23 protein-coding genes are annotated in these 25,185 nt (G+C 51.5%); 22 read left to right on the top strand and 1 reads right to left on the bottom strand.

Annotation, left to right across the window (positions count from 1 at the left end):
• Positions 1-106 precede the first annotated feature (106 nt).
• The 11 genes from AB8809_RS13865 to AB8809_RS13815 all read left to right on the top strand — a co-directional run bounded on the left by AB8809_RS13865 (position 107) and on the right by AB8809_RS13815 (position 10,908).
• Entirely contained in the window at positions 107-1,477 is a 1,371-nt protein-coding gene (locus AB8809_RS13865) for a 2-hydroxycarboxylate transporter family protein (protein ID WP_015840001.1), read from the top strand.
• 115 nt (positions 1,478-1,592) lie between these two features.
• Positions 1,593-2,477, top strand: a complete 885-nt coding sequence (locus AB8809_RS13860) for a fumarylacetoacetate hydrolase family protein (protein WP_181828403.1) — start codon at positions 1,593-1,595, stop codon at positions 2,475-2,477.
• 88 nt (positions 2,478-2,565) lie between these two features.
• The gene (citC, locus tag AB8809_RS13855) at positions 2,566-3,630 is read left to right on the top strand and encodes a [citrate (pro-3S)-lyase] ligase (RefSeq protein WP_256600015.1); all 1,065 of its coding nucleotides are present in this window, start codon (positions 2,566-2,568) and stop codon (positions 3,628-3,630) included.
• Positions 3,631-3,653: 23 nt separating this feature from the next.
• Positions 3,654-3,944 carry a citrate lyase acyl carrier protein gene (citD, locus tag AB8809_RS13850; RefSeq protein WP_349856348.1) on the top strand — a complete coding sequence of 97 codons (291 nt, stop codon included), beginning with the start codon at positions 3,654-3,656 and terminating at the stop codon, positions 3,942-3,944.
• Positions 3,944-4,819: a citrate (pro-3S)-lyase subunit beta gene (gene citE, locus AB8809_RS13845; protein WP_014915099.1), complete on the top strand. Its 876-nt coding sequence runs from the start codon at positions 3,944-3,946 to the stop codon at positions 4,817-4,819. Before citD ends, citE begins: the two co-directional genes overlap by 1 nt.
• A 53-nt stretch (positions 4,820-4,872) precedes the next feature.
• On the top strand, positions 4,873-6,402 hold the full coding sequence (gene citF, locus AB8809_RS13840) for a citrate lyase subunit alpha (protein WP_349856347.1): 1,530 nt from the start codon (positions 4,873-4,875) through the stop codon (positions 6,400-6,402).
• Between the two features lie 25 nt (positions 6,403-6,427).
• Entirely contained in the window at positions 6,428-6,955 is a 528-nt protein-coding gene (gene citX, locus AB8809_RS13835) for a citrate lyase holo-[acyl-carrier protein] synthase (RefSeq protein WP_320702584.1), read from the top strand.
• Positions 6,933-7,838: a triphosphoribosyl-dephospho-CoA synthase CitG gene (citG, locus tag AB8809_RS13830; protein WP_349856346.1), complete on the top strand. Its 906-nt coding sequence runs from the start codon at positions 6,933-6,935 to the stop codon at positions 7,836-7,838. The genes citX and citG overlap by 23 nt, the downstream gene beginning before the upstream one ends.
• A 315-nt stretch (positions 7,839-8,153) precedes the next feature.
• Entirely contained in the window at positions 8,154-8,909 is a 756-nt protein-coding gene (locus tag AB8809_RS13825) for a flagellar brake protein (RefSeq protein WP_180776962.1), read from the top strand.
• A gap of 432 nt (positions 8,910-9,341) precedes the next feature.
• Positions 9,342-9,548 (top strand): hypothetical protein, encoded by a 207-nt coding sequence (locus AB8809_RS13820; RefSeq protein WP_015840009.1) that lies wholly within the window; start codon positions 9,342-9,344, stop codon positions 9,546-9,548.
• Positions 9,538-10,908, top strand: coding sequence for an APC family permease (locus tag AB8809_RS13815; RefSeq protein WP_015840010.1), 1,371 nt, complete (start codon positions 9,538-9,540; stop codon positions 10,906-10,908). The genes AB8809_RS13820 and AB8809_RS13815 overlap by 11 nt, the downstream gene beginning before the upstream one ends.
• A 212-nt stretch (positions 10,909-11,120) precedes the next feature.
• On the opposite strand, the gene sbcB is transcribed toward AB8809_RS13815, so the two are convergent.
• On the bottom strand, positions 11,121-12,548 hold the full coding sequence (gene sbcB / locus AB8809_RS13810) for an exodeoxyribonuclease I (protein ID WP_349856343.1): 1,428 nt from the start codon (positions 12,546-12,548) through the stop codon (positions 11,121-11,123).
• A gap of 276 nt (positions 12,549-12,824) precedes the next feature.
• Between sbcB and AB8809_RS13805 the strand changes: the two genes are divergently transcribed.
• The 11 genes from AB8809_RS13805 (at position 12,825) to pelN (ending at position 24,995) form a co-directional block, all read left to right on the top strand.
• Positions 12,825-13,775 (top strand): siderophore ABC transporter substrate-binding protein, encoded by a 951-nt coding sequence (locus AB8809_RS13805; RefSeq protein ID WP_015840013.1) that lies wholly within the window; start codon positions 12,825-12,827, stop codon positions 13,773-13,775.
• Between the two features lie 21 nt (positions 13,776-13,796).
• On the top strand, positions 13,797-14,756 hold the full coding sequence (locus AB8809_RS13800) for an ABC transporter permease (RefSeq protein ID WP_015840014.1): 960 nt from the start codon (positions 13,797-13,799) through the stop codon (positions 14,754-14,756).
• On the top strand, positions 14,746-15,753 hold the full coding sequence (locus tag AB8809_RS13795; protein ID WP_349856342.1) for an iron chelate uptake ABC transporter family permease subunit: 1,008 nt from the start codon (positions 14,746-14,748) through the stop codon (positions 15,751-15,753). The genes AB8809_RS13800 and AB8809_RS13795 overlap by 11 nt, the downstream gene beginning before the upstream one ends.
• Positions 15,750-16,508, top strand: a complete 759-nt coding sequence (locus tag AB8809_RS13790; protein WP_349856341.1) for an ABC transporter ATP-binding protein — start codon at positions 15,750-15,752, stop codon at positions 16,506-16,508. Before AB8809_RS13795 ends, AB8809_RS13790 begins: the two co-directional genes overlap by 4 nt.
• Positions 16,509-16,641: 133 nt before the next feature.
• Entirely contained in the window at positions 16,642-16,959 is a 318-nt protein-coding gene (gene tmaR / locus AB8809_RS13785; protein ID WP_005967626.1) for a PTS system regulator TmaR, read from the top strand.
• A 317-nt stretch (positions 16,960-17,276) separates the two neighbouring features.
• Entirely contained in the window at positions 17,277-19,550 is a 2,274-nt protein-coding gene (locus AB8809_RS13780; RefSeq protein ID WP_349856426.1) for a ComEC family protein, read from the top strand.
• Between the two features lie 37 nt (positions 19,551-19,587).
• Positions 19,588-21,336, top strand: a complete 1,749-nt coding sequence (gene msbA, locus AB8809_RS13775) for a lipid A ABC transporter ATP-binding protein/permease MsbA (RefSeq protein ID WP_043881917.1) — start codon at positions 19,588-19,590, stop codon at positions 21,334-21,336.
• Positions 21,333-22,334: a tetraacyldisaccharide 4'-kinase gene (lpxK, locus tag AB8809_RS13770; RefSeq protein WP_349856340.1), complete on the top strand. Its 1,002-nt coding sequence runs from the start codon at positions 21,333-21,335 to the stop codon at positions 22,332-22,334. Before msbA ends, lpxK begins: the two co-directional genes overlap by 4 nt.
• 112 nt (positions 22,335-22,446) lie before the next feature.
• Positions 22,447-22,629 carry a Trm112 family protein gene (locus tag AB8809_RS13765; RefSeq protein ID WP_005967647.1) on the top strand — a complete coding sequence of 61 codons (183 nt, stop codon included), beginning with the start codon at positions 22,447-22,449 and terminating at the stop codon, positions 22,627-22,629.
• Complete coding sequence (gene kdsB / locus AB8809_RS13760) at positions 22,626-23,378, top strand: 3-deoxy-manno-octulosonate cytidylyltransferase (protein WP_015840021.1); 753 nt, start codon at positions 22,626-22,628, stop codon at positions 23,376-23,378. Before AB8809_RS13765 ends, kdsB begins: the two co-directional genes overlap by 4 nt.
• Positions 23,379-23,681: 303 nt before the next feature.
• Positions 23,682-24,995: a pectate lyase PelN gene (gene pelN, locus AB8809_RS13755; protein ID WP_015840022.1), complete on the top strand. Its 1,314-nt coding sequence runs from the start codon at positions 23,682-23,684 to the stop codon at positions 24,993-24,995.
• Positions 24,996-25,185 lie beyond the last annotated feature (190 nt).

Here is a 25,185-nt window from a genome sequence, read left to right as displayed (position 1 = left end):
AACCATAAACACCTTTAAAACTCATTTTTTAATTTGAAGGGAATCACATAATAATACGACCCTGAACCCTATGATGCGCTGACAAAATAAAACGGGGGAGTGAGTTATGAGTACGACTGATGATTCATATATTGTTGTAAATAATGAGGCGGCTGGGAAGGTCTCATTAAAGGAAAAATGGTGGCACATTCTGGATACCTATAAAGTAGGTATTATTCCGGTGCCGCTTTTTGTGCTGGCGGGGGTATTAATTGGTATCGACTGCCTGAATGGTAAGTTGCCGAGCGACATCGTTGTGATGGTGGCGACGCTGGCATTCTTTGGATTTGCCTGTGGTGAATTTGGCAAGCGTCTGCCAATTATCGGCAAGATGGGGGCAGCGGCAATCTGTGCGACTTTCATTCCTTCGGCGATGGTGCATTATGGCCTGCTGCCGGACGTTGTTGTTGAATCCACGACCAAGTTCTACAAAAGTACCAACATCCTATATCTCTACATCTGCTGCATCATTGTCGGCAGTATTATGAGCATGAATCGACAGACGCTGATTCAGGGCTTCCTGCGTATTTTCTTCCCTATGCTGTGCGGTGAAGTTGCCGGGATGCTGGTGGGCATGGGCGTAGGTATTGCGCTGGGTCTGGATCCGTTCCAAATCTTCTTCTTCCTGATTCTGCCGATTATGGCGGGTGGGGTAGGTGAAGGTGCCATTCCGCTGTCTATCGGCTATGCCACGATTCTGCACATGGATCAGGGGGTAGCACTGGGCCGCGTCTTGCCGATCGTGATGCTGGGTAGCCTGACCGCCATCATCATTGCCGGTGTGCTGAATCAGTTGGGTAAACGCTATCCACACCTGACTGGCGAAGGCGAACTGATGCCAAATAAAGGCAACAATCTGGGCAACGGTGAAAGCAGTGCCCCTGCTTCTGCCTTTAGCGGTAAAGCCGATGTGACGACCATTGCCTCTGGCGCGCTGCTGGCCATCCTGCTGTATATGATCGGTATGCTTGGCCACAAAGTCATTGGCCTGCCTGCGCCAGTCGGCATGCTGTTTGCCGCTGTGCTGGTGAAGTTGGCTCACGGCGTTTCACCGAAAATGCTGGAAGGCTCTCAGGTGGTTTATAAATTCTTCCAGACCTCCGTGACGTACCCGATTCTGTTTGCCGTTGGCGTGGCGATTACACCGTGGCAGGAACTGGTGAACGCTTTCACGATTCAAAACCTGCTGGTGATTATTTCTACCGTAGTCACGCTGGTCGCGACGGGCTTCTTTGTGGGTAAAAAGATCGGTATGCACCCGATTGATGTTGCCATTATTTCCTGCTGCCAGAGCGGACAGGGCGGTACCGGTGACGTCGCGATTCTGACGGCGGGTAACCGTATGGTGCTGATGCCCTTCGCGCAGATTGCCACACGTATCGGCGGTGCCATTAACGTTTCGATTTCACTACTGGTACTCGCCAACTTTTTAGTCTGATGTCAGACAGAAAATAAAAGATGTTGAGCCAAGAAATCGTGTGTTGAAAAAATAAGTTGAGTTAACGAAATAAAGTCCGCCAATACGCGTGGGTTTATTTTGCACAGGAAATATTATGAAACTTGCAAGCTATCGTTATAACGGTAAGGACAGTTACGGCATTTATACGCCAACGGGATTAATCGATCTCGGCAGTAAAATTGGTCACCGTTACCCCGATCTGAAAGCATTACTCGCGCAGAATGCACTACCTGTTGCGCATGAATTCAGTATGAATACGTCGGATATTGCGGTCGCCGATGTGACATTTCTACCGGTTATTACCGCACCAGGGAAAATACTGTGCGTAGGAATGAATTATGCCGCTAAACGTCAGGAATTTAATGAGCTGAATCCTGCGCCAACGTTATTTGTGCGGTTTGCGGATTCGCAAACCGGACACGCGACGCCGGTTATTAAACCGCATTATTCCAGCGAATTCGATTATGAAGGCGAACTGGCGGTCATTATCGGTAAAGGTGGGCAGAATATTTCTCAGGATGTCGCGCTTTCTCATGTTGCTGGTTACAGCTGCTACATGGACGGCTCTGCGCGTGACTGGCAGCACAGTTGGTTTACCGCAGGCAAGAACTGGCAGAAAACCGGGGCGTTCGGCCCTTATCTGACCACCACGGATGAAATTCCCGATCCGCATGTACTGGCAATCCGCACGTATCTGAATGGCCGCATGGTGCAGGACGACAATACCAGCAGCATGATCCACAAAGTGGCTGAATTGATTGAATACATCAGCACCTTCACTGAACTGAGTGCGGGCGACGTGATCATCACCGGTTCACCGGGCGGCGTGGGGAAAAAACGCAATCCGCCGCTGTTTATGAACGCTGGTGACTGTATTGAAGTGGAAATCGAAAACATCGGTCATTTACGCAACACGATAGTGGATGCCGCTGCGCCGTTGAAATCGACGCTGACTGCCGCTGAAGCTGCCGCGCACTGAGCATAAGTGTAAGTACAAGGCTGCCGGTGTGAAAACCGGCAAGCCTGCAATGATGCCATAACCCATTCGAGTTGCAGGAAGAACCGTGATGTATGCCAATGATTCCGTCTTTTTTGACACGCTGGATGTGCGCCTTCGGGAGCAGGAGAGGGGCGCGGTACGTCAATTCCTTGCACACTGTCAGCTCGGCATGGATGACGATATTGACATCGTTGTGGTTGGCAAACTGGGCGGGCGGCTGATCGCCTGCGCAGGGCTGGCTTCCAACACCATTAAGTGCGTTGCGGTCGATCCTGAATTCAGGCACCTCAATCTGGGCGTGCAGGTGGTGAATGAAGTGATGCAGCAGGCAGCACAGCGCGGCCATTTCCACCTGTTTCTTTATACCCGCCCGGAAAATGTCGACATCTTCCGTGGATGTGGTTTCTATCCGCTGGCGTGTTATCAGGACAGCGCAGTACTGATGGAAAACACGCCGATTGGCATTCAGCAGTATTGCCAGTCTTTAGCCGCCTTCGCGCAGCCTGAAACGCTTGCGACGCGGACAGATAAGAAGATCGGCGCGATTGTCATGAATGCGAATCCTTTCACATTGGGGCACCGCTATCTGGCGGAACACGCGGCGCAGTCGTGCGACTGGCTGCATGTATTCGTGGTACGGGAAGATGTTTCTTTTTTCCCTTTCAGCGAGCGTCTGGAGATGGTGCAGCGTGGCGTGGAGCACATCCGCAATATCACTGTGCACGCTGGCTCGAACTACATGATCTCTAAAGCGACGTTCCCCGGTTATTTCCTGAAAGAAGAGAAGCTCATCACTCGCGCCCATGCGGCGCTGGATTTAATCATTTTCAGGAAATATATCGCGCCAGCGCTCGGGATCACCCAGCGTTTCGTTGGCACCGAACCCTTTTGCCCGGTGACGAATCAGTACAACCAGGACATGCACTACTGGCTGGAGAAAGACCAGACGTTGTCTTCCCCCGCATTAAGCGTGGTTGAAATTGAACGTAAACGGCAAACCTCAGGACTGGCCATTTCCGCTTCAGAAGTCAGGAAATTACTCAAACTTCGGCAGTACAGCCGTATTCAGGACATCGTGCCAGTCTCAACCTTTGAGCATCTACAGCACTACTACGAACCCGAATACGCGTAATTAAAATTAATCAGGATAAGTCTATGAAGATTGTTAAGGAGTCCCTGGCGGGCACCTTTGAATCCAGCGATCTGCTGGTCAAAGTGGCTCCGGCAGACGGGAAACTCACCGTGGTTATCAACAGTGAAGTCATGAAGCAGTTCGGCCACCAAATCAAACAGGTTGTGAATGAGACGCTGGAGGCGCTAGGCGTACAAGAAGGGACAATCATTGTGGATGACAAAGGCGCACTGGATTGTGTCATCCGTGCCCGCGTGCAAAGCGCGGTGCTGCGCGCGACAGACGGACAGCAGATTGAATGGGAGACATTATAATGAATAAACTTCGCCGCAGTATGCTGTTCCTCCCCGGCGCTAACGCCGCCATGCTGTCCAATGCATTTATCTATAAGCCTGACTCCATCATGTTCGATCTGGAAGATGCGGTTTCCCTGCGGGAGAAAGATACCGCACGCCTGCTGGTTTTCCATGCGCTCCAACACCCGATGTACCGTGATATTGAAACCGTGGTGCGTATCAACCAGCTCAGTACGCCGTTTGGTTTGCTGGATCTTGAAGCGGCGGTGCGCGGCGGTGCCGATGTGATCCGCCTGCCGAAAACGGACTCCACCGATGATGTAGATGAACTGGAACATCATCTGGTTCGTATCGAAAAAGCCTGCGGCCGTGAAGTAGGTTCTACGCGCATCATGGCAGCGATTGAGTCTGCGGTTGGCGTCATTAACGCGGTCGCGATTGCACGTTCTTCCGAGCGCATGATCGGGATTGCGCTGGCGGCGTTTGACTACGTGATGGATATGCAAACAGAGCGCGGCGATGGCACGGAGCTGTTTTATGCCCGCTGCGCGGTGCTGCATGCGGCTCGCGCTGCCGGTATCGACGCCTTCGACGTGGTCTATCCCAACGTCAATGACGATGCAGGTTTCCTGAAAGAGGTCGATCTGATCCGTAAGCTGGGCTTCAACGGTAAATCCCTGATTAACCCGCGCCAGATTGAGCTGTTACACAACGCCTATGCGCCTACGCAGGATGAAGTGGACTATTCCCATCTGGTGATCAAAGCCGCCGAAGAGGGGGAGCGTGCTGGTTTGGGCGTTATTTCCCTGAATGGAAAAATGATCGACGGGCCGATTATCGACCACGCCAGAAGAGTGCTGGAACGTGCTCAGGCCTCCGGCGTTCGCAAATAGCCGTTGCGCGATTACACCGCAACGGCCGCTCTCAGGAATTACAGGATTAGACAATGAGTCATTTTATTGAAGCACTGCAAAAGCAGTACCCGGAAAAACGTCATCTGCAAGCTTTCGTCAACGCGAATCAAAATACACCGTGGCTGAATGATGTTGCCCAAAAGCATGAGCGCAAACTGTGTGCCGATCTGGAAGACGCGATTCGTCACAGCGGCCTGAAAGATGGAATGACGATCTCTTTCCACCACCATTTCCGCGAAGGCGATAAAGTAATTAATCTAGTGATTGATACACTGGCACGCATGGGCTTTCGCGACCTGACGCTGGCATCCAGCTCACTGATGAGCTGTAACGCACCGCTGATTGAACATATCAAGGCAGGTGTGATCAGCCGGATTTACACCTCTGGGATGCGCGGCAAGCTGGCCGACGCCATTTCCCACGGACTCATGAAAGAACCGGTACAAATCCATTCCCACGGCGGTCGTGTCCATTTGCTGCAAAGCGGTGAACTGAATATCGATGTCGCTTTTCTGGGCGTACCGTGCAGTGATGAATTTGGTAACGCCAACGGTACTGTCGGGAAATCCAGCTGTGGCTCGCTGGGCTATGCGATGGTCGATGCGCAGTTTGCCCGTAAAGTGGTACTGCTGACCGAAAGTCTGGTGCCGTTCCCCAATATGCCTGCCAGCATCGTGCAGGATCAGGTGGACTATATCGTTCAGGTTGATGAAGTCGGCGATCCGGCCAAAATCAGCGTGGGCGCGGCGCGCGTCACCAGCAATCCGCGTGAGCTGTTGATTGCCCGTTCTGCGGCGGATGTGATTGAACATGCCGGCTATTTCAAAAATGGTTTTTCTATCCAGACCGGCTCCGGTGCGGCCTCTACGGCCTGTACGCGTTTCCTCGAAGATAAAATGCGTCAGCAGAACATTGTGGCGCGTTTTGCCCTCGGCGGTATCACCGGTGGCATTGTCGATCTGCATGAAAAAGGGCTGATCGAAAAACTGATCGATACGCAATGTTTTGATGCCAATGCGGCGGCGTCACTGGCGAAGAATCCAGGCCATGTCGAGATTTCCACTAACGTTTACGCCAACCCAAGCTCTAAAGCGGCCTGCTGCGATCGGTTGGATATGGTGATTCTCAGCGCGCTGGAAATTGACACCGATTTTAATGTCAACGTGATTACCGGCTCCGACGGTGTGATGCGTGGGGCGTCCGGTGGACACTGTGACGTCGCGACAGCCGCGAACCTGACCATTGTCGTGGCACCGCTGATCCGCAGCCGTATTCCGACCGTAGTGCGTCAGGTGACGACGCGGGTTACGCCGGGAGAAAGCATTGACGTACTGGTGACCGATCACGGCATTGCCGTAAACCCGGCGCGTCCTGAAGTTGCTGAACGTTTGAAACAGGCGGGGCTGACGGTGATGACGATTGAAGCGTTGTATCAGCGTGCGATTGAGTTGGTTGGTGAACCACGCGCTATCGAGTTTCATGACCGCATCGTCGGCGTCATTCGCTATCGCGATGGCAGCGTGATTGACGTCGTTCGTCAGGTGAAAGAAGCCGACGAATAAGCGTGAACGCATGAGGGAATCGATGATGACAAATGCTGTTTCCATTTCGCTGGAAACCTTACTCGCGGCAAAGGAATGCCGCGCAGTTCGCCAGCAAGAATGGCTCACTCGGCACGGTGCGACGCTGGTGTCGTTGACGCTGGTTACGCCGGGGCCAGTAAAAGATAGCGAAGGCTATCGACAGGTGATGGCCGAAGCGATCAAAGCATTCACGTTTCTGTGTCAGGCAAGAGGTTGGATGGTGCTGGAACAGCAGACATTCTGGTTGGCAACCGGAGCGGAAGCGCTGTGGGCCATCACCAAAGATGCGCTGTCGGTGAAAGCGGCGACTATTGCGCTGGAAGATAACCACGAACTGGGGCGGCTATGGGATTTCGACATCTTCAGCCCGGAAGAGGGATCGATTGGTCGGTCGATGCTGGCGCACAGCGGACGCTCCTGCCTCTTGTGCAATCAGATGGCACACGCCTGTAGCCGTTCACGTCGCCATTCGTTATCTGAATTGCTTGAGCACATTGAGGACAAGGTCAATGCCTACTTTACGCCAGCCTGACGGTGTACTGTCGGCCGCACTCTCTCATTCCGTCGTCAGCGAGTATCGGGAATGTCTCTCGTTGCCGGATATCGACCAGCGTGTTGCGCATGCGTTGACGATGGAAGTAATGCTGACGCCGAAACCTGGACTGGTGGATCGTGCGAATAACGGTGCTCATCGTGATATGGATGTGGCGCTATTTCAGACCAGCATTCAGGCGATTTCGCCTTGGTTTCGGCATTTTACCGATGCGGGTTATCAGCACGCCAATATACCGCTAGCGCAACTGCTGTCTCAGGTTCGGCCTATCGGTATCGCTTGCGAACAGGCGATGCTGTCTGCGACGAAAGGCGTGAATACCCATAAAGGCGGAATTTTCGCGTTTGGCCTGCTGTGCACTGCCGCAGGCTGGTTGGCAGGGCGGGGAGAGCGTGTGACGCAGCGCAGCCTATGCGACAGCGTTGCCGCAATGTGTCACGATCTGGTGCGTAATGAGCTGGAGACCTGCTCCGGCGCGGCAACGGCGGGTGAGCACCTCTATCAGCGTCATGGGCTGACGGGCGCAAGGGGAGAAGCCGCTAGCGGTTTCAATACCGTATGTCAGTACGCACTGCCTGCTTTGCAGCAGGCGATTGCCGCCGGAGCGGACAACGAAACCGCGCTGTTACGGACGCTGCTGGTGCTGATGGCCCACAATCCTGACACCAATGTCGTCTCTCGCGGTGGAATGGACGGACTGGCGTTTGTGCAAGCTTACGCGCAGAAATTACTGGTTGGTCCGCTGGATCGTCAGGCGCTAATCAAGATGGATGACGCGCTGATTGCCAGAAACCTTAGCCCAGGCGGTAGTGCCGATTTGCTGGCGTTAACCTGGCTGCTGTATCACTATCCTGCCGAATAGCGTTGCGGTGCCCATACACTGGGGCAGAATAGCCGCTTAATGGCAATATTGTACTCATCAACGATGTACAGAAAAACGCCATTATCTGGTCGCTTCTGCTCACCTTTTTTCTATTATTCCGCTAAAGTAGTTGGGCAAACTGCCGATATCGTTTGCACAAATCTATATCTTACGATTTCAGACACTCCGCATGATCGTTTTCAATATGCAGCCAGTACGGTGGCATCGTAGTGGCACACATGGACTTGAAAGATAACGGAGAGGCGTGCATCAATATAAGCCATTGACACATAATCCATGTAAATAATGGTGGGGATGAAAGCGGTGAATGAAAATTTGAAAGAGCAGTTTGTTAAGCGCAACAAACTGGCTATCTGTGCAACCCTGCGCGAATTAAAGAAGAATGATATTTCTCTGATGGTTCATCATTCTCACGGTCAGTTCATCAGTAAAATTCTTGACGTTGTCCCGGACAACAACCTGTTTGTCTTCGATTTAGGCGGTATTGAGCGTGAAAATAATCGCGCGCTGTATGCCGGATCGCTCTCTTTTGTCGCAGAGCCTGCGGGTGCAAAAGTTGAATTTAATGCCGAAATTGCGAAAACGGTAACTTACGATGGGCTGCCAGCCTTCAGCGCGCAGATTCCTGAACTGCTTTATCTTATCCAACGTAGAACCTATTTCCGCATCAATACGCCACTCTGGCCGCCGTTGACGTGCCGTGGCGAGTTGCCGGATGAAAGTGTTTTCCTATTTACTATTAAAGATCTCTCGTTGGGTGGGTTGAGCCTGTATACCGACCGTGACACCACCGGGCTGTTGACCGAAGGCGACATCATTAAAAGCGTGGAAATGGATCTTGCCGATCACGGCTTCTTCTGCGTCGATTTGCAGTTCGTCGGTCAGGCCATGGTGAAAGTCGTCGATAACAAAGGCGAAGTGAAACTCACGCAGCGTTTGAGCTTCAAGTTCCCTTCACTGAACGCGGCACAGGAGCGGGATCTTCAGCAGGTGATTTTTGAGCTGGAAAGATTACAAAACGAAAAGAAAAAGCGGTTCCAGGAATTGTAATTTTTAAGCGCGACCTTTTGTTTCGGCTTTACACATAACAGCAACGTTTTTCATTACAAGTATTAACGTATTTATCCTGAAATGATTCAGGCTGCGGAGCAAAATATGATTGTTTTGCATGCGAAAAATCAATACACACGCCGCTTGATGTATGACGGGGATAAATAAATTGTTTCCAACGTTCTCAGAGCCTTGTCAGATGAGATCGTCTGGTGCAGAATACGCGCCTTGCAAATAACCGACGTCTAATAGCGTCGGTTATTTTTTTACATTTATGCTCGTCAACCTTTCAGGTTACAGGGGTATTGGTGTGGTTTCTTACCTTCTCTGTGGCTCGGTTTGCTGGGTATAGGGTCTTCAACCAAAGAGGCCGGACAACGATCCGGATAGATAATTTTGTGTGTGCCTGTGAGCACAGTGAGGAAAGGAAAGATGGGGCAATCAGTAAGTTTCACACCGGTACCCGCCGGTTTGGGCTGCAATGGTATTGGTTATGGCGCGACGTCGTCGCAGGTTATTTCTGGTGCTGTTTCAGCTACCTCTTCTCATCGTGATTCAGGCAAGTCCTGTATCCATTCATTTGTTTCCGGTGCGTATGCCCCTGCCGTAATGAACGGAGGTGTACGCCATGTCGCTTGATACATCTCTGCCTAACGCTGGCGCAAAACGTGCTCAGTTAAAAAGAACGCTTACGCTGTGGCCCGTTGTTATGATGGGGCTGGCGTACATGCAGCCGATGACCATTTTTGATACCTTCGGTATTGTGTCTGGCCTGACCGACGGCCATGTGGCGACCGCCTATGCGTTTGCGCTGGTGGCTATTCTGTTCACGGCGCTGAGCTATGGCAAATTGGTAAAACGTTTCCCGTCAGCGGGTTCTGCTTATACCTATGCGCAAAAAGCGATCAGCCCGCACGTTGGGTTTATGGTCGGCTGGTCATCGCTGCTGGACTATCTGTTCATGCCGATGATCAACATTCTGTTGGCGAAAATCTATCTGGAAGCGATCTTCCCCGGCGTGCCGTCGTGGATTTTTGTCGCGGTACTGGTCGGGCTGATGACGCTGTTTAATCTGCGTGGCATCAATCTGGTTGCTAACCTGAACTCCATTATCGTGGTAGTACAGGTGGCTATCATGGCCGTGTTCCTGGGGCTGGTCATCCACGGTGTTTATCTGGGCGAAGGTGCAGGTACGCTGACCAGTACGCGTCCATTCTGGTCTGAGAACGCGCATGTGGTGCCGATGATTACCGGGGCAACGATTCTCTGCTTCTCGTTCCTGGGCTTTGACGGCATCAGCTCGCTGTCGGAAGAAACGCAGGATGCCGGTCGGGTTATTCCAAAAGCCATCTTCCTGACAGCGCTGATCGGTGGTGTGATTTTTGTTGCCGTGGCGTACTTCCTGCAACTGTACTTCCCGGATATTTCCCGCTTTAAAGAGCCGGATGCGTCTCAGCCGGAAATCATGCTGTATGTTGCGGGTAAATTCTTCCAGTCTATTATTCTGGTGTTCTCCTGCGTCACCGTGTTGGCGTCCGGTATGGCCGCACACGCCGGTGTTTCACGCCTGATGTATGTGATGGGACGCGATGGCGTGTTCCCTGAGCGCTTCTTCGGTTATATCCATCCGAAATGGCGTACCCCGGCGCTGAACGTCCTGCTGGTTGGCGTGATCGCACTGTCTGCGGTGTCGTTCGACCTGGTGACGGCAACTGCGCTGATTAACTTCGGTGCGCTGGTGGCGTTTACGTTCGTGAACCTGTCGGTTATTTCACAGTTCTATATTCGTGAACGCCGTAACCGTACCGTAAAAGACACCATTAACTTCCTCGTACTGCCTGTACTGGGCGCGTTAACGGTAGGGGCGCTGTGGGTGAATCTGGAAGCCAGCTCAATGACGCTGGGTCTGGTATGGGCAACGATCGGGCTGCTATATCTGGCGTTTGTGACGCGCAGCTTCCGTCAGCCAGTACCGCAATGCAGTGAAGAGCCAGTGTAAATAACTGACGACGTGCATGAATGAAAGAGAAAAGCGGAGCCCGAGTGCTCCGCTTTTTTATGGCGAGCTATCCCTGGCTGCCACCCTTACGGGCCGTCGCAAGCGACGTTGAAAAACGTTCCCCACGTTTTTTTATGGCGGCAATTATTCTTGCCGCCGCCATTCAGGTTGTTGCTGCGCAATGTTGAGAACGCGTCCTGCGTTTTTACACGTTATCCCACCAGTTCCTGCGCATAGGCGTACAACGCTTTTAACTGCGCCATCTTCTCTTTATCGTCTTCATGAAGCTGATACAGATTACTGAGCTCTGACAGATAATCCTGCAGACGTTCCGGCGTAAATACCGCGCGCCGATGCTGCAGCCAGCGCTGCTGTTCGCGATCGTCCAGCGTGCCGGGGAAATTGCGGGCGCGATAGCGGAAAAGCAGCGGTTCCAGTCGATTATCGGCAAACGTGAGATCCAGTGCAGGGAGGTTCTGCGGAGCGGTCTCCTGAATAATCTTCATCGCCATACGGTCAGCATCGCCGAAGAAGCCATCATAAAGCCGTAAATCGACATCATCAGATGTGACAAATGCGGGCGCTTCAGCAAACAGCTCGACCACTTTTTCTCTGACGCTCGTGTTGTTGCGCAGCAGCGCCAGATTATCCAGACAGCGTTGACGATCGATGCCTAACCTTTCTGCGTCTTCGGGGCGTAAGGTATTGGCTGGTGCCAAGACCGGACATTTATTGATGTGCACCAGCTTGAGCGGAACCGCACTCTGATCGGGTTCCAGCGCATCCCGACGGGTATATAACCGTTCACGCAATGTCTCGCTGTCCAGTTCCAGCAGCGGCGTCATATCTCCAGCCAGATCGCACATGATGACCGCATTACGGTTGTCCGGGTGCCAGGCGAGCGGCACGACCCAACTGGTGTTGCTCCTTGCCGCGCCAAACATGCCAGATACGTGCACGAGCGGTTTCATCTGTGGGATATCAATCAGTGCGGAAATTTTGTTTTTGTTACGCAGCGTGAACAGATACTCAAACAGCTTGGGTTGTGCCTGTTTGAACAGTTTCGCCATGGCGATGGTGGCATAAACGTCGGACATCGCATCATGCGCCTGTTCGTGCGAGATGCCGTTGGCTTTCGTCAGATGTTCAAGGCGGAAACTGGGCAGGCCGTCATTATTCTCGGGCCAGACGATGCCTTCCGGTCGCAGCGCATAGCAGGCGCGTAACGCATCCAGTAAATCCCAGCGCGAATTGCCGTTTTGCCAGCTGTAAGCGTAAGGATCGTAGAAGTTACGGTAGAAAATATTCCGGCTGACTTCATCATCAAAGCGAATGTTGTTGTAGCCCATAATACAGGTGCCGGGCACGCTGAACGCGTCGTGGATCTGACGGGCGAACTCCGCCTCATTGACACCTTTTGCCAGCGCGACCTGCGGAGTAATGCCGGTGATCATCACCGCTTCCGGCTCCGGCAGGTAATCATCGGACGGACGACAATAAATGACCAGCGGCTCACCGATAATGTTGAAATCCATATCGGTACGAACCCCTGCAAACTGCGCAGGGCGATCGCGCGCCGGGTGTTTACCGAATGTCTCGTAATCGTGAATGAAAAAAGTGGGTTGTATTTTCTCGGCCATATATGCAGTTAGCTACGTGTGCGCGCTGAGCCTGAAATCAGGCAAAACAGTCTGGAAAACGGCAAGGATATCATTTAATCGACTTTTCTGCGGCGCTTTCCTGATTTGCATCACTTCTCTGACCTACATCAATAGGCAGGTGGAGATAATCGCTAGGCATGACTGTGTCCATTCGGTTACAATTTTTGTTTTAATGCGAATGATAATTAAATTCGATACTTTGCGAAGTTATTCGCACTGCTTAATACCGATTAATACCGAAATAAGGAGAAAGGAATGCGGTTTCCCTCGATGATAAAAATGACGCTGCTGGCTTCCGCGTTAGTGGTGGCAGGCTGTGATCAGTCTGATTCAACACCTGCGGCCAGTAAAACTGTCGCGATCGAACATACAAAAGGTGTGACGCAGGTTCCTGTGAATCCGAAAAAAGTCATCGTGTTTGATACCGCTATTCTGGATACGATGACCGCGTTGAACATTGATGTCGCGGGCGTACCGCAGGGTGACGCAAAAATCTTCCCTGACGTTCTTGCCCAATATCGTGACAGCAAATATCTGAATGCGGGCACGCTGTTTGAGCCTAACTATGAAGCGATTAGCAGTGCCGCTCCCGATTTAATCATTGGCGGTGGTCGTGCTCGTGATGCCTATGACAAATTAAATGCCATCGCGCCGACGATCGCATTGGATATCGATGACCACCAATTCATGACCAGTTTTACGCAGCGAGTTGAACAACTGGGGGAGATTTTTAGCAAGCAAGATGAAGCTAAAGCCAAACTGGATGATTTTAAACAACGCATCGCCCAAACGCGTGAAAAAGCTGATAAAGCAGGTACGGCATTATTGGTGATGGTCACGGGCGGCAAAATGTCGGCATATGGCCCGAAATCTCGTTTCGGCTTTGTTTTCGACGAGCTGGGATTTAAGCCTGCAACGGAATTTCCTGATTCTGGGCGCCACGGTAACGTCGTGACTTCTGAACTGCTGTTAAGCGCTAATCCAGATTGGTTATTCGTCTTCGATCGTGACAGCGCAATTGGGAACCAGAAGGAAGGTCAATCAGCAAAACAGGTGCTGGATAACCCCTTGGTGAATAAAACCAATGCCTGGCAGAACAACCGCGTTATTTATCTGGACTCCTCTTCGATTTATATCGCGGGCGGGCTGCAAAGCTATCTGCGTCTGATCGATGATGTCAATAAAGCACTTGATGCCAAACCCTAAGACTGCATCGTGACTTCGGCAATGAAAACGTTTTATTTTTCGGTTGGTATCATCTTCATGCTGGGGATGATTACCACCAGTCTGTTTATCGGGGCAGGGCAAGTCACGTTTAATGCGGTATGGACCGACCCGATGATGCGTGACATTTTCTTTATTAGCCGTGTTCCGCGCACGTTGGCTCTGCTGTTGGCGGGGAGCGCCATGAGCGTGGCAGGCTTAATCATGCAACTGCTGACGCAAAACCGTTTTGTCGAACCGTCACTGGCTGGCACAACGCAGTCTGCGGGGTTTGGCCTCCTGGTTGTGATGGTGATTGCCCCGTCGGCTTCACTGATGGTGAAAATGGTGGTCGCCAGCGCGTTTGCGATGGTTGGTACGTTATTGTTTATGATGCTGTTGCGCCGTATTGTCCTCAAATCGGCGCTGGTCGTGCCGTTGGTCGGGATCATGTTGGGCTCGGTCATCGGTGCGGTGACTACGTTCGGCGCAATGCATTATGACTTACTTCAATCGCTTGGCAGTTGGGAAGCCGGGGATTTTTCCGGTATTTTACAAGGACGATATGAACTGCTCTGGCTGGTGGGGATTCTCACATTGTTGGCCTGTTGGACGGCGGATCGTTTTACCGTTGCCGGAATGGGGCGAGAGTTCTCTGTGAATGTCGGCCTGAACTACCGAAAAGTGATGCTGCTGGGGCTCTCTATTATTGCGGTGATTAGCGGTGTCGTTGTTGTCGTCGTGGGGGCATTGCCGTTTCTGGGGCTGATTGTGCCGAACCTCATTAGCATGATGATGGGGGATAACGTGCGAAAAACCATCCCTTGGGTCTGTTTGCTCGGCGGTGGGCTGGTGCTGTTGTGCGATATCATTGGCCGCGTGGTGCGTTACCCGTTCGAGATTCCCGTGAGTGTGATTTTGGGCGTGATTGGTGCCGTTGTGTTCCTTTTCCTGTTGTTGAGTCAGAGACGTCATGTCAGTTAATGAGTTCAAAGTTGATACCCCCACTTCCACTTCGTCTGTAGCGTGCAGCTCATCACCTTATCGGCGTTTATGGTGGCTGAGTGCGGTGGCATTAGCGGCCATCGTGGTGTTCATGACCATCAATCTGGGCGGTAACCTGCGCTACATCCTGATACATCGGGGCCAGATTTTATCCACGATGGTACTGGTCGCGTTTGCTGCTAGTGTGTCAACCGTCCTGTTCCAGACGGTGACGAATAACCGCATTCTCACGCCTTCTATCATGGGGTTTGAGGCGCTGTTTATCTTGCTGCAAACAGCGGTGCTGTTCTTCTTTGGGATACAAGGTATTACGGCGGTTGGCGTGAGCGGCAAATTCATCCTTGAAGCGTTGCTGTTGGTGCTGTTTTCCTTGTTACTCTATCGCAGTCTGTTTACCGGGAGTCACAGTAATCTACATCTGGTTCTGCTGGTCGGGATCATCTGTGGCACCTTGTTTCGCAGTGCTTCCAGCCTGATGCAGCGGCTCCTGACTCCCGGTGAGTTTGCTGTGCTGCAAAGCAGAATGTTTGCCACCTTTACGCGTGCAGCGCCGGAACTGATTGCGCTGTCTGCTGCGATCATCTTGATTATTGCCCTGTGCGTATGGCGATTGCGTTTCCAATTGGACGTACTGGCGCTGGGGAAAAATACAGCGATTAATCTAGGTATTTCTTACAAACGCCATGTAACACTGGTGCTGTTGCTAGTGTCAGTGCTCGTCGCTGTGTCGACGGCGTTAGTGGGCCCGTTAACCTTTTTAGGATTTATGGTGGCGAATTTAGCCTATCTGATTGCGGGTTCCAGCCAACATCGCATTGTGCTGCCGACGGCGTTTTTGCTTGGCATCATCGCGTTAGTGGGGGGACAGTTAATTTTGGAACATCTGTTGGGCATGGCGGGAGCGCTTTCCGTGGTGCTCGAATTTATCGGTGGTTCGCTGTTTATTGTGTTGTTACTGAAAAAGGTTTCTGTGTGATTGAGATCGGCAATGTAACTAAAACGTATAATAACGTGACGGTATTAGACAATGTCTCGGCGACGGTGCCTCGTGGCGGTGTGACGTCGATTATCGGCCCGAATGGGGCAGGGAAGTCGACATTGTTGTCCATCATCAGCCGCTTGCTGGAAGCGGATCGCGGACAGGTAAAAGTGAACGGCATGGATGTGATGACAACGCCAAGCGATAAGCTGGCGATGTGTTTGTCCGTGCTACGGCAGGAAAACCAGTTTACCAGCCGTTTAACGGTAGCGGAGCTGGTGGGTTTTGGCCGTTATCCCTATACCAAAGGACGGCTGAATGCTGACGATCGTGAACGCATCAGCGCTGCATTGGCATTCCTCAATCTGACTGAGTTGAAAGATCGGTTTTTAGATGAGCTCTCCGGCGGTCAGCGGCAGCGGGCTTATGTCGCTATGGTGCTGTGTCAGGACACGGAATATGTGCTGCTGGATGAACCGCTGAATAATCTGGATATGAAACACGCGGTGGCGATGATGAAACAGATTCGTCGTGCGGCCGATGAGTTAGGTAAAACCATTGTGCTGGTTATCCACGATATCAACTTTGCTTCCGCCTATTCGGACTACATTATTGCGATGCGCAAAGGGCAAGTTATCTACACGGGGAAACCGGAGGACATCATGGTGTCCGACGTCCTGGAAGATATTTTCGATACCGAAGTTGCCATCGAAGAGGTTCATAATCAACGCATCGCGGTATACTATCGATAATGGTTTGATGACAGATTATCCGCTCAGTGGGGCATTAGCGCAAAGCGCGTAAGCACTGCTTGAAAGACGCTGGGTATAACCTGTATGGTAAATGCATAAAGAATTTATGTATGACTTAAGGTAAGGGTAAAAGATGGATAAGGACACTAAGCCGTGTTTCCAGGATGTGCTGGAATTCGTGCGCATGTTTCGCCGTAAAAACAAACTTCAGCGTGAAATCGTAGACAACGAAAAGAAAATTCGCGATAACCAGAAGCGCGTCCTGCTGCTGGACAACCTGAGCGAATATCTGAAACCTGGCATGTCCATCGAGGACGTGCAAAATATCATCGCCAATATGCGCGGTGATTATGAAGATCGCGTTGATGACTACATCATCAAGAACGCCGATCTGTCGAAAGAACGCCGTGAACTGTCTAAAAAGCTGAAAGCGATGGGCGAAGTTAAGTAACCTTACGCGCCGTTTTTACGGTAAATAGCTACTGTAAAAGGATCGCTTCCGCGGTCCTTTTTTCTTTTTTATTCTCAATCAGTTCATTCCCTCCTCTCCTGGCCTAACCTCTTTTTCAGTCAATCATTGTCGTATCGGACGTCTGAAAAACTGGAATCCAGCTTGCACGTCGAATGCCACTTTTTGCAATTTAACCACTTTCTTGCGAAGCGTTTCCCCACCTGAGTATTTCGTCCTGTTGCATTAACTTGAGTTACTGCAACATTCCCAAGCGATCAACAGGGAAAGAGGGAAGGGATGTGTTATGGCAAGGGACGATGTCGGTAAATAGTCTGGCTTGGGCTGGCGTGTTGGGTATTCTGCCACTGCTTTTTTTGCCGCATATCCCGGTGCAAACGCTGTTATGGTGGGGAATGGGGCTATCCATCTGTGTGATTCTGGGTGGATATCGTTATGCTGGGATGCGGTTTATCGCGCTTATTGCTGTGAGTTTTTGTTGGGCAGCGTTGAATGCTCAAACTCTGCTGCTACAAATTGATCGTTTCACGCAGGATTCGGTTAACGCTGTCGTGACAATAAGCAGCATACGGTTCAGCGAACACGGTGATGACGGGATCACAGTTCGGTTGGAAGAGATAAACCAGCAGCGAATCTTCCCACCGCTGTATGCCCAACTGACCCTATCACCAGCGATGGAAAACTGGTGCGGTGGCCAACGCTGGGCGATAACCGCCAATTTTCGTCCTATTCATAGTCGACTAAATGAAGGCGGCTTTGATAGCCAACGCTGGGCGATAGCCAAACGACAACCGTTATCGGGTCGTGTGCTAACGGCAAAGGTGATAGATAGCCGCTGTGATTTCCGCCAGCGCACGATCGCGCAGGCGGAACAGCAGGTTCAGGGCTTACCATGGCGTTCTATTTTATTGGCACTGACGTTTGGCGAGATGAAGACGGTTAGTCCGGAACTCAAGGCGCTCCTTCAGAATACGGGTACGATGCACCTGATGGCGATCTCTGGCCTCCATATCGTGCTTGCGGGGCTGGTCGGATGGGGAATGGCGCGGGCGTTGCAGTATGGCTTTCCCGTTCAGTGGATTGGCTATCGTTTCCCATTGCTCACGAGTGCCGTGGTTGCCTGGGGATATGTCTGGCTGGCAGGAGGAAATCCTCCAGCAGTGCGATCTGCGCTAGCGCTCAGCGTGTGGGTTTGCCTAAAAGTCTGGAGCGTTAACTGCTCAGCCTGGCAGGTCTGGCTATGGTGCGTTGCGCTGATTCTGGTGAGCGATCCATTGAGCGTGTTGTCAGACAGCTTTTGGCTCTCTTGTCTTGCGGTGGCATCGCTCATTTTCTGGTTTCAGTGGGCACCGCTTCCCCACCGACTACAGACGCGGCGACGATGGTTCTGGCTACGCTGGATCCACCTGCAAACGGGAATCACCCTGCTATTGATGCCCCTGCAGCTTCATATCTTTCATGGTTTTAGCATTACCTCTCTGCCCGCCAACCTATGGGCGGTGCCTTTAGTGTCTTTCGTCACCACACCGCTCATTTTGCTGGCATTGAGCACGATGGCATTTGTACCACTAGGTGAAATGCTTTGGTGGTTGGCAGATATTTCGTTGCGTGTGGTGTTCGCACCGTTGACGTATCTACAGACAGGGTGGATCTATCTTGATGCATCGTTACTGCTAGGGAGCGTCGCGGGATGGGGTGCCGTCGTAATATGGCGCTTTCGCTGGTGGCGAATCCATCCGATGAGTATCGGCGCGCTGATTCTGGTTTTATTGGCTTTCCGCATAAAGAGCGATGAACCTGCCTGGCGTGTGGACATGCTGGATGTCGGCCATGGGCTGGCTATCGTGATTGAGCAGCGTGGAAAGGCGGTGCTGTACGATACGGGAAATCGCTGGGAAGGAGGCGATATGGCGACGCGGGAAATTCTGCCTTATCTGAGATGGCGGGGAGTCGACGTGGAAAACATTATCCTGAGCCACAGTCATATGGATCACATCGGGGGACTGGAGACGCTACAGGCAGCCTATCCTGAAGCAACGATCTATAGCGCAACCAATGCGATGAATCATCGTTCTTGCCTACGTGGCGAGCGTTGGCGCTGGCAGGATCTCACGTTTACCGTGCTTTGGCCGTTAGCACTCGTTGCACGAGCGGAAAATAACGATTCCTGTGTGATCCGCGTTGATGATGGCAAACACAGTGTCTTATTGACGGGCGATCTGGAATCAGATGCAGAAATGGCATTAGTGAGGCTAGAACGTAGTGCGTTGCGTGCGAATTTGTTACAAATCCCTCATCATGGCAGTAAAACGTCATCCTCGCCCCCTTTCATCCGTGCGGTTAATGCCGAGTTCGTTATCGCCTCTGCGGCACGTTATAACCCGTGGCGGCTGCCTTCAGTAAAGATTGTTGGGCGATACCGACAATATGGTTACTCATGGCTGGATACCGCATCATTTGGGCAGCTAAGCGCTCGTTTTTTCAGCGATTCATGGCATATTCTGCGGTTCAGAGATCACATATCGCCTCGTTGGTATCATCAGTGGTTTGGCGTAGGGCGGTATAATGAGTAAAATGGTCGGCTATTTCTTTCCGCTTCAGGTTTACTACATGCTGAATGATAAAGATCTCTCCACCTGGCAGACTTTTCGTCGCCTTTGGCCGATGATCTCTCCTTTTAAAGCAGGGCTTGTTATTGCTGCGATTGCTCTCATTATTAACGCAGCCAGCGATACATTAATGCTCTCTCTGCTTAAACCCTTGTTAGATGACGGATTTGGCAAGGCGGAACGTGCCGTATTGATCTGGATGCCGCTGGTGGTCATCGGTCTTATGATACTGCGCGGGGTGTCAGGATTTATATCTAGCTACTGCGTCGCCTGGGTTTCAGGCAAAGTGGTGATGAACATGCGCCGTCGTCTTTTCTCCCATATCATGGGGATGCCGGTGGCGTTCTTTGACCAGCAGTCAACCGGGACGCTGCTTTCCCGTATTACTTATGATTCAGAACAGGTTGCGGCCTCTGCGTCCGGTGCGTTGGTTACCGTCGTCAGAGAAGGGGCATCGATTATCGGCCTGTTCATTCTGATGTTCTACTACAGCTGGCAGTTGTCCATCATTCTGATTGTGATTGCGCCGATCGTGTCGATCGCTATGCGCGTGGTGTCCAAACGGTTCCGCAGTATCAGTAAAAATATGCAAGATACCATGGGGCACGTCACCACCAGCACCGAGCAAATGCTAAAAGGCCACAAAGAAGTGCTGATGTTTGGCGGCCAGGACGTTGAGACTAAACGTTTCGATCAGGTCAGTAACCGGATGCGCCAACAGGGCATGAAACTGGTGTCTGCCTCATCAATCTCCGATCCTATTATCCAGTTGATCGCTTCGCTGGCGCTGGCATTTGTACTGTATGCCGCCAGCTTCCCTAGCGTAATGGAAACGTTGACTGCTGGGACGATCACGGTGGTGTTCTCTTCCATGATCGCGCTGATGCGTCCGTTAAAATCACTGACCAACGTTAACGCGCAATTCCAGCGCGGGATGGCCGCGTGCCAGACGCTGTTCGCGATTCTGGATATGGAACAGGAGCGCGATACGGGTAAACGCGAAATCGAGCGAGCGAAAGGCGAACTTGAATTCCGTCAGGTGAATTTTGCTTATCCTGGTAAGGAAAATCTGGCGCTGAAGGATATCAATTTGCATATCCCAGCAGGAAAAACGGTGGCATTGGTTGGGCGCTCTGGTTCGGGTAAATCAACGATTGCTAGCTTGATTACACGTTTTTACGACATCCAATCAGGTGAGGTTTTGCTCGATGGTCACGACCTACGTGAGTATCGCCTGTCCTCCTTGCGTAATCAGGTGGCGTTGGTTTCTCAAAACGTGCATCTGTTTAACGATACGATAGCGAACAATATCGCCTATGCCCGCAATGAGCACTATAGCCGTGAGGAAATTGAGCGTGCGGCGAAAATGGCGCATGCGATGGATTTCATCAATAAGATGGATCATGGTTTGGATACGGTCATTGGTGAAAATGGCGTGATGCTTTCCGGTGGGCAACGGCAGCGCATCGCGATTGCCCGCGCGCTGCTGCGTGATAGTCCGATCCTGATCTTGGATGAGGCTACGTCGGCGTTGGATACGGAATCTGAACGTGCGATTCAATCTGCCTTAGACGAACTGCAAAAAGATCGTACTGCTTTGGTGATTGCACACCGTCTCTCCACGATTGAAAAAGCGGATGAGATTCTGGTGGTTGAGGATGGCAGAATCATTGAACGTGGTAACCATGTTGCATTATTGGCGGCAAACGGTGCCTATGCCCAACTCCATAAAATGCAGTTTGGCGAATGATTGAGCGTATCTGGTCTGGGCGGTCGCGGCTCTATTGGCTATTGTTGCCGTTGTCGTGGCTATACGGATTTATCACGTTTCTGATCCGCCAAAGCTATCGACTGGGGTGGCGGAAAAGCTGGCGATCCCCCGTTCCTGTCGTGGTCGTGGGAAATCTGACGGCAGGCGGCAATGGGAAAACGCCAGTCGTCATTTGGCTTGTCGAGCACCTACAGCGCAGAGGCTATCGTGTCGGCGTGGTGTCACGCGGCTACGGTGGAAAAGCTGAACGTTATCCTCTGCTGCTAGATGACACGGTAACAACGGCGCAGGCAGGCGATGAGCCGGTTCTGATTTTTCAGCGAACCGGAGCGCCCGTTGCGGTAGCTCCCCGTCGTCGGGACGCCGTGAGTGCGTTATTGGCACAGCACACGTTAGATGTTGTGATCACGGACGATGGATTACAGCACTATGCGTTGGAAAGAGATATTGAGCTGGTTGTGATTGATGGAATGCGGCGTTTTGGCAATGGATGGTGGCTGCCTGCGGGTCCAATGCGGGAAAGAGAAACTCGTCTGACGTCGGTGGATGCTGTTATTGTTAACGGCGGCACGCCGCGAACAAATGAGATAGGCATGACATTAACGGCTGGGATGGCAGTTAACTTACTTTCTGGTGAGTCTCGACCGCTAAGCCAGTTGCATGATGTCGTTGCGATGGCGGGTATCGGACATCCCCCGCGTTTTTTTGCTACGTTGCGAGAGGCTGGCGTCAGCATTGCACGTGAAATTGCCTTTGCTGACCATCAATCGTACCAACCAGAACAGCTTGAATCGCTGACTCAGGATGCGACACAGCCGCTGCTGATGACGGAAAAAGATGCTGTGAAATGTAAGGCGTTTGCCCAACGTAATTGGTGGTATCTGCCGGTCGATGCCATGCTCGCTGAGCCCCGCGGCACGCAGTTGCTCGATAAACTGGAAAACGTGATTAAGCTGCATACGAGTAACAGAACATAAATCGAACTTGTACCACGGTTTTAGATATCTTCCAGAAGGTATCGCCATAGTAGATCGCTGCCATAGCGAGAAAGAACATACCGATCATCGATCGGCCAAAGATGGAGGAAGCATGGATCACCGTTTACTTGAGATTGTTGCCTGTCCTGTTTGTAACGGTCGGCTGTATTTTAATAAAGAGAAACTGGAGCTGATATGCAAGGTCGATGGTTTGGCCTATCCGGTTCGTGATGGCATCCCCGTGCTGCTGGAAAACGAGGCTCGTAAACTCGGCGCTGACGAGATAACACAATGACCTATACCGTGATCATTCCTGCGCGTTTTGCGTCAAGCCGACTGCCGGGTAAGCCGTTGGCGGACATCAACGGTAAACCGATGGTCGTCCATGTGATGGAGCGGGCGCTGGAATCGGGAGCGCAGCGCGTGATTGTCGCCACCGACCATCCTGATGTTGAAACGGCCGTGAAGCAAGCTGGTGGTGAAGTGTGCCTGACCCGTGCCGATCATAATTCCGGTACGGAGCGCTTGGCTGAAGTTATCGAACGCTACGGTTTTACTGACGATGACATCATCGTTAACGTTCAGGGCGATGAGCCACTCATTCCTTCCGTGATCATTCGTCAGGTGGCGGAAAACCTCGCAGCCAGTAAAGCGGGAATGGCAACGCTGGCGGTGCCGATTGAAACCAGCGAAGAAGCATTCAACCCGAATGCAGTAAAAGTGGTGACCGACGCGGAGGGATATGCGCTGTATTTTTCTCGTGCGACGATCCCTTGGGACAGAGAGCGTTTTGCTCAGTCTAAGGAAACTATTGGCGATCATTTCCTGCGTCATCTCGGCATCTATGCCTACCGTGCCGGGTTTGTGCGTCGTTATGTCAGTTGGGCACCGAGCCAACTGGAGCAAATCGAATTACTGGAACAGCTGCGCGTGCTATGGTACGGCGAGAAGATTCATGTTGCGGTTGCGAAAGCGGTGCCTAGCGTTGGCGTGGATACGCCAGAAGATCTGGCGCGTGTGCGGCACGTTATGGCGAATCGCTAAGACCTATCACACCACGCGACTATGAATACTTCATGGGGGATCTATTCTTGCCGGAATAGATTTTCTCCATGAAGTTTTTTCTTTATACGACATATTATCTTTTAAATTATTTAGCACTTATTTAGATAAGTATTCTTAAAAATTCTCAAATTACGCTGTGCTGCTTTATTCCATAGGCGATTTATTTTCATTCTGAATTGATGAGTAGCGAGTGGAACTTTTATTTTCATATTTAAATGCTACTATCAATTCGCCATGTTTTTGCATGGCGTTTTTATTATTTCAACTAAGGACGGTAATGATATGAATGCTAAACGTTATATCGCAAATTTTTTTCTCGGCGGTATGCTGATGGGGGCTGCGGCGGGCAGCAGCGCGGCGGTGTATTATATGGCGCCCAACGGCAATGACGCGAATAACGGCAGTAAAAACTCCCCCTGGAAAACGATCGATCGCGCACAGAAAACATTAAATCCTGGCGACCGCCTGTGGATCCGTGGCGGTAACTACGTGTTTACCAAGGGGCTGAACGTCTGTGCAACGCGTACTGATGTGGTGAACGCGATTACGCTGAATAAGAGCGGTACCGAAGGTAAGCGCATTGAGTATTGGGCGTACAGCGGAGAAGTGCCCGTGTTTGATTTCAGCCAGATGCAGGATGATTGCCGCGTCAAAGGCTTCAACGTTGTGGCAGATTGGATCTCTCTGAAAGGACTGGAAATAACCGGTGTTCCGCAGCGCAATAACCTTAACCATGAATCCTGGGGAGTATGGATAAGGGGCAGCAATAATATATTCGAGCAGTTAAATATCCACCATATTATGGGCACGGGTTTGTTTATCCAGCGTGGGGGATATAACCTGGTATTGAATAGTGACTCCCACCATAATTACGATCCGCTGACCTCTAATGGCGCTGGTCAAAGTGGCGATGGATTTGGTGCGCATATTCCGGCTAATCAACCAGGTAATATTTTCCGCGGTTGCCGGGCATGGTCAAACTCGGATGATGGCTTCGATTTAATTAATGCCTATTCTCCGGTGCTGATTGAAAACTCTTGGGCGTGGTCACACGGTTATTTGCCGGGAACGACGCAGTCGCTGCCGGCAGGTAATGGTAATGGCTTTAAAGTCGGTGGCTACGGCGGCGTTTATGTGGCAAATGCGGTAAAGCATACCGTGCGTAACTCGGTTGCGTTTTTAAATAAAGCGGCCGGTTTTTATGCTAACCACCATCCGGTTGCGAACGATTTCTTTAACAACACCGGTTATAAAAATAACCCTAACTTTAATATCCGCGGTATTGATGCAAACGGAAAAGCGATTGGGCTAGGTACGCTACGCAATAACGTTTCTCATGGCGGTAAAGACCTGTCGTTCTCCGACGGTGCGAACATGCGCTACAACTCATGGGATCTGAAAATTGCGGTATCAGATTCTGACTTCGAGAGCGTTTCCGTGACCGGCTGGGATGCACCGCGTCAGGCGGATGGCAGCTTGCCAGTACTGAAGAGCCTGCATCTTGCGTCGGGTAGTGCGCTAATCAACAAGGGTGGGGATGTCAAACTGCCTTACAAAGGTTCAGCCCCAGATCTGGGTGCTTTTGAACGCGAATAATGGCGGAGTGTAAATACACTCGCCTGTCACTCACACTGTCCCCCTGCTAACAGGCAGGGGATAGTGCGGCAATAACACCGGCAGGGCATGTTCCCTGCCGTCATTGATCCTCTTTTATTTGATCTGCGTTGAAGAATTTGTCCTCCGCTCACCGCATCATGGTGAACGGAGTCATTTGGCTCAACGGGGG

Origin of the sequence: Pectobacterium aroidearum (assembly GCF_041228105.1) — a bacterium.
Classification (GTDB): Bacteria; Pseudomonadota; Gammaproteobacteria; order Enterobacterales; family Enterobacteriaceae; genus Pectobacterium; species Pectobacterium aroidearum.
Note: the sequence above shows the minus strand (reverse complement) of the source record. Positions and strands in the feature narration are given on the sequence as shown.